This is a genomic window from Alteribacter populi (assembly GCF_002352765.1).
In the GTDB taxonomy this organism is placed as follows: Bacteria; Bacillota; Bacilli; order Bacillales; family Salisediminibacteriaceae; genus Alteribacter; species Alteribacter populi.
In genome coordinates, this window is sequence record NZ_KZ293963.1 from 3,555,050 (window position 1) to 3,569,839 (window position 14,790).

Consider the following 14,790-nt stretch of genomic DNA (forward strand, 5'->3'; position numbering starts at 1 on the left):
GGGGAAATATGAGTCAGCAAGCGTGTTTATACGAAGGGAAAGCGAAGCGAATCTATGAGACAGAGACTCCAAATGTGTTTCGAGTGGCTTACAAAGATGACGCCACAGCGTTTAATGGAGAAAAAAAGGATGTCCTAGGAGGGAAAGGACAGCTAAATAACGAGATTAGTAGTCTTATTTTCACCAAGCTTCACGAAGCAGGCGTTGCCAACCATTTCGTTGAGCGTCTATCTGAAACCGAGCAGCTAGTGAAGAAGGTTGCGATCATTCCACTTGAAGTGGTTGTACGAAATGTAGCTGCTGGAAGTCTCGTAAAGCGGCTTGGTCTTGAAAAAGGTGACGAGTTTTCGGAGCCAATCATTGAGTTTTATTACAAAAGCGACGAACTTGGTGATCCGCTTATTAACAACGACCACATCCGCTTTCTAGATTTGGCAACCGAAGGAGAGCTTCATCAGATCAAATCAGACGCCATTCGCGTCAATCAAGTCCTTACTGATCTTTTCCAAAACATCGGGATCAAGCTCGTCGATTTTAAACTCGAGTTTGGAAGAGAAGAGGATGGCACCGTTCTTTTAGCTGATGAGGTGTCGCCGGATACGTGCCGGCTTTGGGATCAAGAAACGGGAGAATCATTAGATAAAGATTTGTTTCGCTTTCAACTCGGAGACTTAAAAACAGGGTACGAAACGATATTAACACGCTTAGGGGGAGTCAACTCATGTTCGAAGTAAATGTATTTGTCACGTTAAAGGAAGCCGTTTTAGACCCGCAAGGAACGGCGGTCAATCATTCTTTACACCAGCTAGGGTACAACGAGGTAGAAGATGTACGGATCGGAAAAGTTCTGACGCTTAAAATGGCGGGTGAAAAAGCCAGCGTAGAGACTCGAGTTACAGAAATGTGTGAAAAGCTTCTTGCCAACCCGGTGATTGAAGACTATCGATTTGAAATAAAGGAGGTCCTGGCGCAATGAAGTTTGCCGTTGTTGTTTTTCCGGGATCGAACTGTGACATCGACATGTACCATGCTATTCAAGATGAGCTTGGTGAAGAAGTAGAATACGTGAGTTATCAAGAAACGAGTTTAGCAGACTATGACGCGGTGCTATTACCAGGAGGGTTTTCGTTTGGGGACTACCTGAGATCAGGTGCGATTGCTGCGCGTCTGCCGATAAGTGAAGGCATTAAACAAGCAGCTCTAGCAGGCAAGCCCGTTCTTGGGGTTTGTAATGGATTTCAAGTTCTACTTGAGCTCGGTCTTCTTCCAGGGGCGATGCGTCGCAACCGTCAGCTGACGTTTCTATGTAAGCCGGTTCAGCTTATCGTTGAAAATAACGTTACGGTGTTTACAAACAGCTACGAAAACAAGCAAGCGATCACGGTTCCGGTCGCTCATGGTGAAGGGAACTACTTCTGTGATGTAAAAACGCTTGACCAGCTAAAAAAGAACAACCAGATTGCGTTTACGTACGCGGATGATGTGAACGGATCTCTTGAACGGATTGCGGGTATTACAAACGCAGCCGGCAACGTCCTTGGCATGATGCCTCACCCTGAACGAGCGGTAGATGAGCTGCTTGGTTCTGCCGACGGATTAAAGATGTTCCAATCGATTTTACAACACTGGAGGGAATCCCATGCAATTACTTCATGAGCCGTCACCTCAACAAATTAAAGAACAGCGAATCTATACGGAAATGGGCCTGACTGATCAAGAGTTTGAATTGGTAGAAAAGACGCTCGGTCGCCTCCCAAACTATACGGAAACCGGGCTTTTTTCCGTCATGTGGTCAGAGCACTGCAGCTATAAAAATTCGAAAGTACTTCTAAAGAAATTCCCAACAGAAGGGGAACGTGTTCTGCAAGGTCCTGGTGAAGGGGCTGGGATTATTGATATCGGCGACGAGCAAGCGGTCGTTTTTAAAATCGAAAGCCATAACCATCCGTCTGCGATTGAGCCTTATCAAGGAGCGGCAACGGGTGTTGGCGGGATCATTCGTGATGTATTTTCCATGGGAGCGAGACCTGTGGCACTACTCAACTCCCTTCGCTTCGGTGAACTTGGAACGCCGCGTGTGAATTACTTGTTTGAACAAGTGGTAGCTGGGATTGCAGGATACGGAAACTGTATCGGGATTCCGACCGTTGGAGGAGAAGTGCAATTTGACCCATGTTACGAAGGCAATCCGTTAGTGAACGCGATGTGTGTCGGGCTAATTGATCATAAAGATATTCAAAAAGGCCAGGCAAAAGGCGTTGGCAACCCGGTCATTTATGTCGGTGCGAGCACGGGAAAAGACGGAATTCACGGCGCTACGTTCGCGTCTGAAGAGCTGAATGAAGGATCTGAAGCCAAGCGTCCGGCTGTTCAAGTAGGCGATCCATTTATGGAAAAATTACTTCTTGAAGCGTGTCTTGAAGTCGTGAAAAATGATGCGCTTGTTGGGATTCAAGATATGGGAGCAGCAGGCCTTACGTCGTCTTCAGCGGAGATGGCGAGTAAAGCTGGCTCTGGAATTGAGCTAAACCTTGATGAAGTTCCTCAGCGTGAAAAAGGGATGACGCCATACGAGATGATGCTTTCTGAATCTCAAGAGCGGATGCTGCTTGTCGTTCAAAAAGGTCGTGAAGATGAAATTATGGACATTTTCGAGCGCCACGGACTTCTTGCTAAAGTGGTCGGTCAAGTAACAGATGACCGCAAGCTTCGACTTGTTCACGAAGGACGTGTTGCAGCAGATGTGCCGGTAGACGCACTCGCTGAAGAAGCGCCAGTTTACCATAAACCATCGACAGTTCCGGCTTACTATCAAACGTATCGAAAGCAGGAGATGACGGTACCGAAAGTAGAAGACCCTACGCAAACACTACTGTCTTTACTTGCTCAGCCAACGATTGCGAGTAAGGAATGGGTTTACGATCAGTACGATTATATGGTACGTACAAATACGGTTGTAATGCCAGGCTCTGATGCAGCTGTACTTCGCATTCGCGGTACAAAGAAAGCTCTAGCAATGACAACAGATTGTAACTCTCGTTATCTTTACCTTGATCCGAAAGAAGGCGGAAAGCTAGCAGTTGCTGAAGCGGCTCGTAACCTCGTATGTTCTGGTGCAAAGCCTCTAGGTGTAACGGATTGTTTAAATTACGGAAGTCCTGATAAGCCGGAAATCTTTTGGCAGCTAGAAACTTCTACGGACGGCTTAAGTGAGGCATGTCGAACACTTGAAACACCGGTGATCGGCGGGAACGTGAGCTTATATAACGAAACAAACGGAGAAGCGGTTTATCCGACACCGGTGATTGGCATGGTCGGACTCATCGAAGACCTGGATCATATTACGACACAGGCATTTAAACAAGCTGGCGACTTGATTTATCTCGTCGGAGAAGCAAAAGCAGAATTTGGCGGCAGCGAGCTTCAGAAATTTATAGACGGTAAAATTTCCGGCCAGCCGCCGACGATTGATTTAGATGTGGAAAAAGCTCGTCAGGAACAGATTCACAGTGCAATTACAGCAGGTACACTCCAGTCAGCACATGATCTTTCAGAAGGTGGATTTTTAGTCGCACTAGCGGAATCGATGATGAAAACAGGACTAGGTGCTAGCGTGTCGATTGGCGAAGATGTTGTGACTGAAGGATTTTCGGAAACACCTTCACGTTACCTAGTATCTGTTGCAAAAGAAAAACGTGCGGAGTTTGAAGCAATTGTAACGGATACCCGCTGCATTGGGGAAGTGACAGATATAGCGAAGCTTGAAGTGTACGGAAAGATGGGTGACACGGTACTGTCTGTCGATTCAACGAGACTCGAGGAAGCTTGGAGAGGAGCGATTCCATGTTTGCTGAAATCAAAGGCTTAAATGAAGAATGTGGCGTATTTGGCATTTGGGGTCACGAAGAGGCTTCACGCATTGCCTATTATGGTTTGCATAGCTTGCAACACCGCGGACAAGAAGGAGCAGGCATTGTCGTTTCAGATGGCGAACGATTAAAAATTCAAAAAGGCCTCGGTCTTGTAAATGATGTGTTTAATGATGAAAATTTAAATGAACTTACAGGTAGAGGCGCTGTCGGGCATGTTCGTTATACAACAGCTGGAGATCATGATTTGGTCAATTGTCAGCCATTCCTTTTCAATTCGCAAACGGGGAGCCTGGCGCTTGCTCATAACGGGAATTTGGTTAATGCCAATGATCTAAAACATCAGCTTGAAAGGCAGGGCAGCATTTTTCAAACGACCTCAGACACCGAAGTTCTTGCTCATCTCATGAAACGGAGCGGTTATGAATCAGAGGAAGAGCGATTGATGAACGCTCTTACAATGGTAAAAGGTGCTTATGCCTTCATGACGATGACAGAAAACCAACTGATGGTTGCTCTTGATCCGAATGGCTTACGTCCACTGTCTCTCGGTCGGTTAGGCGACGCTTATGTAGTCTCCAGTGAAACATGTGCGTTTGATATTATCGGAGCCGAATACGTCCGAGAAATTGAGCCTGGTGAAGTGTTGATTATAAACGATGATGGGATTCGCAGCGAACGCTTTTCTTTTTCCACCAAAAAATCGATTTGCTCAATGGAATATGTCTACTTCGCTCGTCCAGACAGCCATTTAGAACAAATCAACGTCCATTCTGCTCGGAAAAGTCTTGGGAAGCAGTTGGCTATGGAAGAGCCGATTGAAGCAGATGTCGTCACAGGTGTTCCAGATTCTAGTATATCAGCCGCCATCGGTTATGCTGAGCAAACAGGGATTCCGTATGAATTAGGGCTCATTAAAAACCGTTATGTCGGCCGGACGTTTATTCAGCCTTCACAACAGCTACGCGAGCAAGGGGTAAAAATGAAGCTGTCTGCGGTGCGTGGTGTTGTCGAGGGAAAGCGTGTAGTGATGGTGGATGATTCGATTGTCCGTGGAACGACGAGTCGACGAATTGTTAAATTGTTAAAAGAAGCGGGAGCAAAAGAGGTCCACGTGCGAATTAGTGCGCCGCCAATTAAAAACCCGTGTTTTTATGGTATTGATACATCAACAAAAGGAGAGCTCATTGCTTCTTCAAAGTCTGTAAAAGAAATTGAAGCAGAAATTGGGGCAGATTCCCTTCGTTATTTATCAGTGCAAGGCTTGATGGATGGGATTGGTCGTCCAAAGACAATGGAAAACTGCGGGCAGTGTCTCGCGTGCTTTACAGGAGAATACCCGACAGAAATTTATCCGCACACGATCCACCCTTATGAAAAAGTGTAAACGGGCGTGTTCAAAAAGGAGGACAATATGTCTAAAGCGTATGAAGAGGCAGGAGTAAACATCGAAGCCGGTTATGAATCGGTTCACCGGATGAAACGTCATGTGGCGCGGACGATGCGCCCGGAAGTCATGGGCGGATTAGGAGGGTTCGGCGGAATGTTCGATCTCTCGCAAAAAGGGTACCAAGAACCTGTACTCATTTCGGGAACAGACGGTGTTGGAACGAAACTGATGCTCGCTCAAGAAACGGGCGTCCATGACACGATCGGCGTCGATGCCGTGGCGATGTGTGTGAACGACATCGTCGTGCAAGGAGCGGAGCCCCTTTTCTTTTTAGACTATTTAGCCCTGGGTGAAAATAAACCAGAAGTAGTAGAACAAATTGTCAAAGGTATTGCGGATGGATGTAAAGAAGCAGGCTGTGCGCTCATTGGCGGCGAAACAGCTGAAATGCCGGGCATGTATGATCCAGACGAATACGACGTTGCTGGCTTTGTAGTCGGAGCAGCGGAAAAATCCCGGCTCATTGATGGCTCAGCGATCTCAGATGGGGATATCCTCATCGGGCTTCCTTCGAGCGGTATTCATAGTAACGGTTTTTCGCTCGTCCGCAAAGTGTTAGCTGACCAACATGTATCCCTCAATGATAGTGTTCCCGGTGGTGAGGGGAGTTCAATTGGTGAGTGGCTCCTAACACCTACACGCATCTATGTGGACGCTGTACTACGTTTAGCGAACAACGGACTTCTTAAAGGAGCGGCACATAACACAGGTGGCGGACTTTATGAAAATGTCCCTAGAATGCTGCCGGACGGAGTGAAGGCCGTAGTAGACCCGGATCAATGGAAGCAACAAGATGTTTTTAGTTGGTTAAAAAAGCTCGGCGATCTTTCGGAAAAAGACATGTACAGTACGTTTAACATGGGTATAGGCATGGTGTTAGCTGTCTCTGCGGACCACCTAGAGAAAGCTTTGACACATCTAAGGGAAGCAGGAGAGACTCCCGCAGTGATTGGAAATATCCAATCTAGCGAAAAGCAACCTTCCATTACCATTAAGGGAGTCGATACACCATGAAAATCGCTGTATTTGCATCAGGAAGTGGAAGCAATTTTCAAGCGATTTTAGAGGCTCAAAAGGAAGAGACTCTTCAAGCCGAAGTCGCTCTTCTCGTTTGTGATAAACCTGGAGCAAAAGTGATTGATCGGGCGGTGGCCCATAATATTCCAATCTTTGTTTTTGATCCGCATAATTACAATATGAAGGCAGAGTTTGAACAAGAGGTCATCACAAAATTAGCAGAGCATGATTGTTCCTATGTGATTCTCGCCGGATATATGCGGCTTATTGGAAAAACGCTTTTGCAGCCTTTTGAAGGACGGATTATCAATATCCACCCGTCCTTACTTCCGGCTTTTCCAGGGCTGGACGCGATCGGGCAAGCCTTTGATGCCGGAGTCAAAGTGACTGGGGTCACAGTTCACTTTGTCGACCAAGGGGTGGATACAGGTCCAATTATTGCTCAGCAAGCTGTTACAATAGAGGATGGGGATACACGAGCGGATATGCAGCGAAAGGTTCAAGAAGTTGAGCATGCTCTCTATCCTAAAACGATACAATCAATCATCACTAAAAAGATGAAGGAGGTTTCAATCCATGAGTAAACGTGCATTAATTAGCGTGTCTGACAAAACAGGGATTGAACAACTGGCACAAAGCCTTGTCGAGGCTGGTGTAGAGATTATTTCTACTGGTGGAACGAAGCGTGCGATCGAAGCTGCTGGCATTCATGCGATTGGTATTGAAGAGGTCACAGGTTTTCCTGAAATGATGGACGGCCGTGTTAAAACGCTTCACCCTCGTATTCACGGCGGACTTTTAGCGTTAAGAAATTCAAGTGAGCATGTGAAGGCGCTGCGGGATCATGAGATTCAGCCGATCGACCTTGTGATTGTAAACTTGTATCCATTCCAGGAAACGATCGAGAATCCGGATGCGACATTTGAAGAGGCGATTGAAAACATTGATATTGGCGGTCCTTCGATGATCCGTTCAGCTGCCAAAAATCATCGTGACGTCGCTGTAGTCGTCGACCCGTCAGACTATCCGGTAGTGATTGAAGAAATGAAAGCAAACGACAGTGAGCTTTCAGATGAACGGAAACGAAAATTAGCAGCGAAAGCCTTTCGACATACAGCGGCTTACGATGCACTCATTGCTGAATTTTTAACTAAGCAGTCAGGAGAAGAGTACCCGGAAAGCCTGACGGTCACATACACGAAAAAACAGACATTACGTTACGGAGAGAATCCTCACCAGCAGGCAGCCTTTTATGAGCGCCCATTAGGAAGCCAAACGTCAATCGCTCGTGCAAAGCAGCTCCAAGGTAAAGAACTTTCTTATAACAACATTAATGATGCCGATGCGGCTGTAGGTGTCGTTAAAGAATTCACGAAGCCTGCAGTGGCCGTAATCAAGCATATGAACCCGTGTGGAGTGGGGATTGGCGAGTCGATCAATGACGCCTTTCAAAAAGCGTATGAAGCAGATCCGGTTTCGATCTTCGGCGGAATTATTGCCTGTAACGGTGAAATTGATGCCGATACAGCGGTAAAAATGAAGGAAATCTTTTTAGAAATCATCATCGCCCCTTCTTTTACAGAAGAAGCAAAGGCGATCTTAAAAGAGAAACCAAATCTTCGTCTGCTCACGATCTCCTTTACCGACACGCAGGCACTTGAACAACGAATCAGCACAGTTTCTGGAGGAGCTCTAGTACAGGACACTGATACGTTGAGCTTTGAAGACGTTGAAACAACGATTCCAACGAAGCGTCAGCCAACAGAAGAAGAGCTGCGTCAGCTTGAAATGGCGTGGAAAGTTGTGAAGCATGTCAAATCGAATGCGATTGTCTTAGCAACGAGTGACCGGACAATTGGTATTGGTGCAGGTCAAATGAACCGTGTCGGGGCAGCGAAAATAGCTCTTGAGCAAGCAGGAGATCAAGTGAACGGTGCGGTTCTCGCTTCAGATGCATTTTTCCCAATGGGCGATACGGTAGAGGCAGCTGCGAAGGCTGGGGTCCGTGCGATTATTCAGCCTGGTGGATCCAAGCGTGATCAAGAATCGATCGATAAAGCTGATGAATATGGTGTCGCAATGATTTTTACAGGTGTACGTCATTTTAAACATTAAATGGGGAGGGAAAAGGATATGAAAGTCCTTGTCATAGGCAAAGGTGGACGTGAACACGCGATCTGCTGGAAGTTTGCCCAAAGTCCGAATGTAACCGAAGTGATAGCGGCACCAGGCAGTGACGGTATGCGTTCGGTGGCACGTTGTGTGCCGATCGAAGAACATGAAGCGGATGACCTGTTGACATTTTCAGCAGAAGAAAATATCGGTCTAGTCGTGATCGGCCCGGAAGCGCCGTTAGTCAACGGACTCGCTGATCGCTTCACAGAGGCTGGTATTCGCGTATTTGGTCCTTCCCAAAAAGCGGCACAAGTAGAAGGCAGTAAAGAATTTGCAAAAATATTGATGAAAAAACATGCGATTCCTACAGGGGATTATGCTGTATTTACAGAGCTCGATCGAGCAAAAGACTACGTTCGAAAACACGGCGCTCCGATCGTCATAAAAGCAGATGGTCTTGCAGCAGGTAAAGGTGTCGTTGTGGCTATGACAGAGACAGAAGCCTTTAAAGCACTTGAGGATATGCTTGACTCCAAGCAGTTTGGCGAGGCTGGAGCCCGCGTTGTGATTGAAGAGTATGTAGCAGGGGAAGAATGCTCGTTAATGGCGTTTGTCCATGGAGAGACCGTTGTCCCGATGGTCGTTGCCCAGGATCATAAGCGCGCCTTTGAGGGTGATAGAGGCCCCAATACAGGAGGCATGGGGGCGTATTCTCCGGTCCCTCACCTTAATGAAAAAACAATTGCCGAAGCCGAAGAACAGATTCTCCGTCGCATGGCTAAAGCTATGAGTGAAGAGGGCTGTCCGTTCACAGGAATTTTATATGCGGGACTCATGATTACCGAAAAGGGACCAAAAGTGATTGAGTTTAATGCAAGATTTGGCGATCCTGAAACTCAAGTCGTCTTGCCTCGCTTGAAAACACCACTGGATGACGTGATCGTAAGCGTATTGAATGGAGAAGAAAAAGAAATTTTGTGGGCGGAGGAAGCTTGCCTTGGAGTGGTACTCGCATCTGAAGGATACCCTGACGGCTATGAAAAAGGGCAGGTGCTCGATTCGAACTTGCTGAAAAGTGAAGAAGGGCAACTATTTTTCCACGCGGGTACAAAAAATACAGAGGCTGGCTGGGTGACAAACGGAGGAAGAGTTGGCATTGTAACAAGCTTAGCAAATACGTTGGAACAAGCGAAAAGTGCAGCTTACAACGACTTGGCACGTGTGAAACTCGATGGATTATTTTACCGTAGCGACATTGGTAATCGTGCTATTTCTCCTGTGACCGCTGGCGCTTCATCCATAAGTAAAACAAAGTAACGATACTTCCGGCAATTAATAAAAATAGAAAAACAGTATCAATGGCAAACTCCCATTGCATATGAAAACACCTCTTTTAAGATTTGTAAGGGTGTCTCATCTTTTGAGGCACCCTTTGCATATTGGTTTTGACTGCTGATGATTATGAAGGATTTACAGGGCCGGAATCATGGTTAAAATCGATATCATCAAATGTCTCTTCCATTCGTTCTTCAACTGCAAACGTTACCGGGCAAAATCGCGTGATTCCTTCAGCTACTTTCATAGCCCCCATCATCGCTACAAATAAGGGCGAGCTTCTATACGGCCTTCTAACCAACCTAGCAGTTGCCCAAGCTAACAATGTAAATCCACAAGTAATTCTTACAAGCGCATTGATCATTCCGATATTTGGTCTCATTTTAAATACTTCCACCTTTCATTTTTGAAATAATTTAAATTCTTAATGAATTACATAGCAAAAAATGGTACGATTAAAGGAAACTAAACGTTCAGGTGATCACAATGTTAAATCAACCAATACAATGGTCAAAAAAACAAATACGCGAACAGCTTGAAGTCGTACGTGGAAATCTTCCACCAACAAAGGTGATTGCGAACGCAAGCTGGCTTAACAGTCTAAGAAAGCAGTGGATGAGTGGGCACATTTGGATTTATGGAGATCGTATCGTTTATGTGGGTAGTGAATATCCGGTCAACATTAAAGGCACCGACATTATTGATGTTAACGGAGCACCCACTGTCCCAGGTTATATTGAACACCATGCTCACCCATTTCAGTTATATCATCCCCTCAACCTCGCCCGATATGCATCTGAAAGAGGGACGACGACTTTAATCAGCGACAATATGCCGCTTTTTTTAAATTTGCCAAAAAAGAAAGCGTTTACTTTATTGGAGGAGCTGCAAAAAACGCCAACGTTGATGCTATGGTGGGCCCGTTATGATGGTCAAACCGCTCTTCATGATCACGACAAACATTTTACACATGGAAAAATAATGGACTGGCTCAATCACCCTTATGTCGTCCAAGGTGGAGAATTAACAGACTGGCCATCTGTTCTTCATGGAGATGACTCCATGCTGCAATGGATGCAGGAAACAAAGGCAAAGGGCATGCCAATTGAAGGCCATCTTCCAGGTGCAGGAGAAAAGACCCTTACGCAAATGGCCTTAACAGGAGTCGATTCTGATCATGAAGCTATGACAGAAGAAGACTTACTTCGCCGGTTAGACCTAGGGTACACTACCTCGATGCGCTATTCGTCCATTCGTCCCGACTTACCTCAACTTCTGGAAGCCGTCCGTAACCATGGATTAAGCACGAGTGATAAGCTTATTATGACAACGGATGGTTCGCCGCCAAAAGTGATGCAAGAAGGAGTCATGGACCGAGTCATTGACATTGCATTGGAGAAAGATATTCCAATAATTGATGCCATTGGCATGACCACTTACAATGTAGCTAAACACTATCGTCTCGATCATGTGCTCGGAATGATTGCTCCTGGAAAGTTAGCCAATCTCAATATCTTAGAGTCTGAGACCAATCCACTGCCGAAATCTGTTATGGCAAAAGGACAGTGGGTCGTAAAAGAAGGTCAGGCTCTACACCGTCATCTAGAGTTTAGTTGGGAGAAATACGGGTTTGAACCATTGAACCTCGATTGGCAGCTATCGTCTGACGACCTTCATTTTTCGATGCCCCTTGGTATTGAAATGGTAAATGACGTCATTATGAAACCGTATCATCCTGAACTCGATTTAACAGCCAATGTTATTGAGGCAGACCGAGATGAATGCTTTTTCGTTCTTATTGATCGGTATGGTGAATGGAAAATCAATACAGTAATTAAAGGCTTTGCTGATAATTTATATGGCATGGCAAGCTCTTTTTCCAATACAGGAGACCTCATTCTGATCGGGAAAAATAAACAAGGGATACTTTCTGCTTTTAACGCATTAAAAAAGCAGAACGGAGGCATTGTTATTGTCAATGAAGCCGGTGTTGAAGACAGGTTACCTCTAGCGATTAGCGGGGTCATGTCCGATCTTGAACTCCCGGAAATTGCCAAACAAGAAGAACGCCTTCTCTCTACGTTGAAAACCAAAGGCTATCGTTACAACGATCCTGTTTACGCTCTGCTATTCTTTTCTGCTACGCATTTACCATTTGTAAGAGTCACCCAGCAAGGGATTTTTGATGTGAAACAGAAAAAGGTACTCTTTCCTTCGATTATGCGTTAAACTATAAAAGTATAGAGGAGTTATTATTAGAAATGAAACTGTATGTAAATAAGATGTTCCTAGTATTTGCCTTGCTTTCTTGTTTTCTTCTTGTTGCCTGCAGTGAAGAAAGTGCAGGAGAAAACGATAATGAAGGACAAGGGGTAGAGGATACGCCAGTCGAGGACGCGGACGATGAGGCAGAAATCGAAGAAATCCCAACTGAAGAAGCGGAGCAAAAAGCCGATTACGACGCTCCTTTAACAGGGTTACCTCTTGATGAAGAAGCTGCACATACCGCTTTTGGAGTCATGATCGAAAATTCTACAAGCGCAAGGCCACAAACGGGGCTTTACCAAGCAGACCTCGTATACGAAGTTCTATCTGAAGCAACCATTACCCGGTTCCTTGCTATCTTTCACAGTCAAGAAGCAGAGCGTATTGGTCCAATAAGAAGTGCAAGAGATTATTATGTACATTTAAATAAAGGTTATGATGCTATTTACGTATCTGCAGGCGGTAGTCCGAGTGGGCTTGAGTTAGCTGAAAGTGATTATGTACCTTACATCAGTGCGCAAACCTATGATCAGCAGTATTTTTCCAGATCTTCTGAGCGTAGTGCACCTCATAACATGTATACAACCTTTTCTGATCTCGTTTCTGTTGCCGAACTGATCGGCTTGAATTTAGAAAATGCCCCACCACAGCTCCCCTTTGATTCTGAGACAAGTACGTCACGAACTGGGGAAGAAGTGGATGAATTTGAAGTTCTTTATGGTAGTTCAAGTAATAATGTAAAATACGAATATGATGAAAAATTGAATGGATATCGCCGTTCAAACGGTGGAGTTCCAACTGAAGACCACGACACGGAAACTCCGGTAGCACCGCAAAATGTCTTCGTTGTCGAAGCATCTCATCGTGTCATTGACGACGCTGGCAGAAGAGATATTGACATTACTTCAGGTGGGGAAGCGTACCTTTTCCAAGATGGTGTAAAGCACGACGTCGACTGGCAAAGTGATGACGGTGTCATCCTCCCGTACCACGAAGGAGAACCCGTACAATTTGTCCCCGGACAAACGTGGATTAACATTGTCCCTAAAGAAAATGGCGGACTCACTTCACAAGTTGAAATGAATATTGAAGGTCATTAAATGTCAATAACAATGAAAGGATGAACCAATTCATGCAAATTAATAAATTGAGAGGTAATGAGCTTGACCAGTTATTTCAAGCCATTCTCAGCTTAAAAGACATGGAAGAATGCTATCAATTTTTCGATGATCTTTGCACGATGAATGAAATTCAGTCCTTGGCTCAACGTCTGGAAGTAGCAAGAATGCTGATGGACGGTGATACGTATCAAAAGATTGAAAAAGACACGGGTGCCAGCACAGCTACAATCTCACGTGTGAAACGCTGTATTAATTACGGAAACGACGGCTATCAAATGACACTCGACCGTGTGAAAGAAGCAAAAGAAGAAAAATAAACGTTAGAGAAAACGCATCCTTGAGGGTGCGTTTTTAGTAGTTTCAGAAGGTTTACGAGCTGTGCTTGGTTTGGGTGATTAGATCTGCTTTGGAAGAGTGGGACTACATGTGGATTGAGTGGATCTGGGTTGGAAAACCAAAACTGAGTGGAGTTTGACTAGAAAGCAGAGCGTGTTGACTAGATTAAGCGCGGGTTAGGGTGGATCTGCGCCGGAAAACCAGATAAAAGCAGAGTTTGACTAGAAAGCAAAGAGATTTGACTAGAAAAAAGAGCACTTTGACTAGAAAAAAGATCGATTTGACTAGAAAGCAGAGCGATTTGACTAGATCGAGCGCCGGTATGAGTAGATCCGCCCCGGAACCAGATCCGCACTGAGTTTGATCAGATCCCGCCCGAAGTTGACCGGATCGCTCTCTGCTCCCCCCTCTTGTCACTACCAATAAAAAGCCAAAAAACTCTTCCCATGACTAATGAGTCTAGCTTCATTATTTGGTATACTTATATGATGAGTTTACAAGTCTGAAGGAAAGAAGTTGGAGGAAAAAACCGTGCTTGAATATAGAGACTGGAAGCATGTTTTTAAGTTAGACCCGAATAAATCGCTGGATGATGATGCGTTGGAGGCTATTTGTGAATCGGGTACGGATGCGGTAATTGTAGGTGGGACGGATGGTGTCACTGAAGACAATACGCTTGATTTACTTATGAGGATACGACGGTATTCGGTTGCGTGTGCTTTAGAGGTATCAACTCTAGAGGCGGTCACACCTGGCTTTGATTATTATTTAATTCCATCTGTCGTTAATACAGACAAAGTTAAGTGGATTAACGGGCAGCATCATCAAGCTGTGAAGGAGCTTGGCCCGATTATGAATTGGGATGAAGTGTTAACAGAAGGCTATTGTATCCTTAACGGAGACGCTAAAGTTGCCCAGTTAACAGGTGCGAATACTGACCTTGATGAAGAAGATGTAGTTGCATATGCCCGGATGACTGAACATTTGATTCGAATGCCGATTTTTTATCTTGAATACAGTGGTATGTATGGGAACCCGGAAGTGGTGAAGGCGGCGAAAGCTGTCCTCTCAAACACACAGGTTTTTTATGGTGGAGGCATTTCAAACAAGGAGCAAGCAGAAGAAATGGCCGAGCACGCTGACACAGTTGTTGTCGGTAATGTTATTTATGAAAATTTAAAACGTGCGTTAGCTACTGTTAAAGCAGTAAAAAAGTAAGTATACAACGGTGTGAAACTACGATAAACTAAGAATAAATGAGAACATATGTTTGGATGGTGGT

14 protein-coding genes are annotated in these 14,790 nt (G+C 45.2%); 13 read left to right on the top strand and 1 reads right to left on the bottom strand.

Annotated elements, in window-relative coordinates:
- Positions 1–8: 8 nt before the first annotated feature.
- Genes purC through purD form a run of 9 tightly spaced genes read left to right on the top strand, consistent with a single transcriptional unit; the run spans position 9 to position 9,768 of the window.
- Complete coding sequence (gene purC / locus CDZ94_RS16465; protein ID WP_096438883.1) at positions 9–734, top strand: phosphoribosylaminoimidazolesuccinocarboxamide synthase; 726 nt, start codon at positions 9–11, stop codon at positions 732–734.
- Entirely contained in the window at positions 722–976 is a 255-nt protein-coding gene (gene purS, locus CDZ94_RS16470; protein ID WP_096438885.1) for a phosphoribosylformylglycinamidine synthase subunit PurS, read from the top strand. Before purC ends, purS begins: the two co-directional genes overlap by 13 nt.
- Complete coding sequence (purQ, locus tag CDZ94_RS16475) at positions 973–1,656, top strand: phosphoribosylformylglycinamidine synthase subunit PurQ (protein WP_096438887.1); 684 nt, start codon at positions 973–975, stop codon at positions 1,654–1,656. Before purS ends, purQ begins: the two co-directional genes overlap by 4 nt.
- Complete coding sequence (purL, locus tag CDZ94_RS16480; protein WP_096438889.1) at positions 1,640–3,868, top strand: phosphoribosylformylglycinamidine synthase subunit PurL; 2,229 nt, start codon at positions 1,640–1,642, stop codon at positions 3,866–3,868. Before purQ ends, purL begins: the two co-directional genes overlap by 17 nt.
- On the top strand, positions 3,844–5,256 hold the full coding sequence (gene purF, locus CDZ94_RS16485) for an amidophosphoribosyltransferase (protein WP_096440946.1): 1,413 nt from the start codon (positions 3,844–3,846) through the stop codon (positions 5,254–5,256). The genes purL and purF overlap by 25 nt, the downstream gene beginning before the upstream one ends.
- A gap of 27 nt (positions 5,257–5,283) precedes the next feature.
- Complete coding sequence (gene purM / locus CDZ94_RS16490; protein WP_096438891.1) at positions 5,284–6,333, top strand: phosphoribosylformylglycinamidine cyclo-ligase; 1,050 nt, start codon at positions 5,284–5,286, stop codon at positions 6,331–6,333.
- Positions 6,330–6,920, top strand: a complete 591-nt coding sequence (gene purN, locus CDZ94_RS16495) for a phosphoribosylglycinamide formyltransferase (protein WP_096438893.1) — start codon at positions 6,330–6,332, stop codon at positions 6,918–6,920. The genes purM and purN overlap by 4 nt, the downstream gene beginning before the upstream one ends.
- Positions 6,913–8,451, top strand: a complete 1,539-nt coding sequence (gene purH / locus CDZ94_RS16500) for a bifunctional phosphoribosylaminoimidazolecarboxamide formyltransferase/IMP cyclohydrolase (RefSeq protein ID WP_096438895.1) — start codon at positions 6,913–6,915, stop codon at positions 8,449–8,451. The genes purN and purH overlap by 8 nt, the downstream gene beginning before the upstream one ends.
- An 18-nt stretch (positions 8,452–8,469) precedes the next feature.
- Entirely contained in the window at positions 8,470–9,768 is a 1,299-nt protein-coding gene (gene purD, locus CDZ94_RS16505; protein ID WP_096438897.1) for a phosphoribosylamine--glycine ligase, read from the top strand.
- 142 nt (positions 9,769–9,910) lie between these two features.
- Here the strand turns inward: purD and CDZ94_RS16510 are convergent, their stop codons facing one another.
- The gene (locus CDZ94_RS16510; RefSeq protein WP_096438899.1) at positions 9,911–10,168 is read right to left on the bottom strand and encodes a YgaP family membrane protein; all 258 of its coding nucleotides are present in this window, start codon (positions 10,166–10,168) and stop codon (positions 9,911–9,913) included.
- Positions 10,169–10,272: 104 nt separating this feature from the next.
- Between CDZ94_RS16510 and CDZ94_RS16515 the strand changes: the two genes are divergently transcribed.
- The 4 genes from CDZ94_RS16515 to pcrB all read left to right on the top strand — a co-directional run bounded on the left by CDZ94_RS16515 (position 10,273) and on the right by pcrB (position 14,726).
- Complete coding sequence (locus CDZ94_RS16515; protein WP_096438901.1) at positions 10,273–12,015, top strand: adenine deaminase C-terminal domain-containing protein; 1,743 nt, start codon at positions 10,273–10,275, stop codon at positions 12,013–12,015.
- 32 nt (positions 12,016–12,047) lie between these two features.
- Positions 12,048–13,151: a DUF3048 domain-containing protein gene (locus tag CDZ94_RS16520; protein WP_096438903.1), complete on the top strand. Its 1,104-nt coding sequence runs from the start codon at positions 12,048–12,050 to the stop codon at positions 13,149–13,151.
- 32 nt (positions 13,152–13,183) lie between these two features.
- A complete protein-coding gene (locus CDZ94_RS16525; RefSeq protein ID WP_096438905.1) occupies positions 13,184–13,489 on the top strand; it encodes a YerC/YecD family TrpR-related protein in 306 nt (101 codons plus the stop codon).
- A gap of 550 nt (positions 13,490–14,039) precedes the next feature.
- Positions 14,040–14,726, top strand: coding sequence for a heptaprenylglyceryl phosphate synthase (pcrB, locus tag CDZ94_RS16530; RefSeq protein WP_096438907.1), 687 nt, complete (start codon positions 14,040–14,042; stop codon positions 14,724–14,726).
- Positions 14,727–14,790 lie beyond the last annotated feature (64 nt).

What these genes read in the sequence shown, in the direction of transcription:
- purL (WP_096438889.1), top strand. Translation starts at nt 1,640, where the DNA reads ATGCAATTACTTCATGAGCCGTCACCTCAACAAATTAAAGAACAGCGA.
- purH (WP_096438895.1), top strand. Translation starts at nt 6,913, where the DNA reads ATGAGTAAACGTGCATTAATTAGCGTGTCTGACAAAACAGGGATTGAA.
- CDZ94_RS16510 (WP_096438899.1), bottom strand. Translation starts at nt 10,168, where the DNA reads ATGAGACCAAATATCGGAATGATCAATGCGCTTGTAAGAATTACTTGT.
- purS (WP_096438885.1), top strand. Translation starts at nt 722, where the DNA reads ATGTTCGAAGTAAATGTATTTGTCACGTTAAAGGAAGCCGTTTTAGAC.
- purQ (WP_096438887.1), top strand. Translation starts at nt 973, where the DNA reads ATGAAGTTTGCCGTTGTTGTTTTTCCGGGATCGAACTGTGACATCGAC.
- CDZ94_RS16515 (WP_096438901.1), top strand. Translation starts at nt 10,273, where the DNA reads ATGTTAAATCAACCAATACAATGGTCAAAAAAACAAATACGCGAACAG.
- CDZ94_RS16520 (WP_096438903.1), top strand. Translation starts at nt 12,048, where the DNA reads ATGAAACTGTATGTAAATAAGATGTTCCTAGTATTTGCCTTGCTTTCT.
- purD (WP_096438897.1), top strand. Translation starts at nt 8,470, where the DNA reads ATGAAAGTCCTTGTCATAGGCAAAGGTGGACGTGAACACGCGATCTGC.
- purM (WP_096438891.1), top strand. Translation starts at nt 5,284, where the DNA reads ATGTCTAAAGCGTATGAAGAGGCAGGAGTAAACATCGAAGCCGGTTAT.
- purF (WP_096440946.1), top strand. Translation starts at nt 3,844, where the DNA reads ATGTTTGCTGAAATCAAAGGCTTAAATGAAGAATGTGGCGTATTTGGC.
- CDZ94_RS16525 (WP_096438905.1), top strand. Translation starts at nt 13,184, where the DNA reads ATGCAAATTAATAAATTGAGAGGTAATGAGCTTGACCAGTTATTTCAA.
- purC (WP_096438883.1), top strand. Translation starts at nt 9, where the DNA reads ATGAGTCAGCAAGCGTGTTTATACGAAGGGAAAGCGAAGCGAATCTAT.
- purN (WP_096438893.1), top strand. Translation starts at nt 6,330, where the DNA reads ATGAAAATCGCTGTATTTGCATCAGGAAGTGGAAGCAATTTTCAAGCG.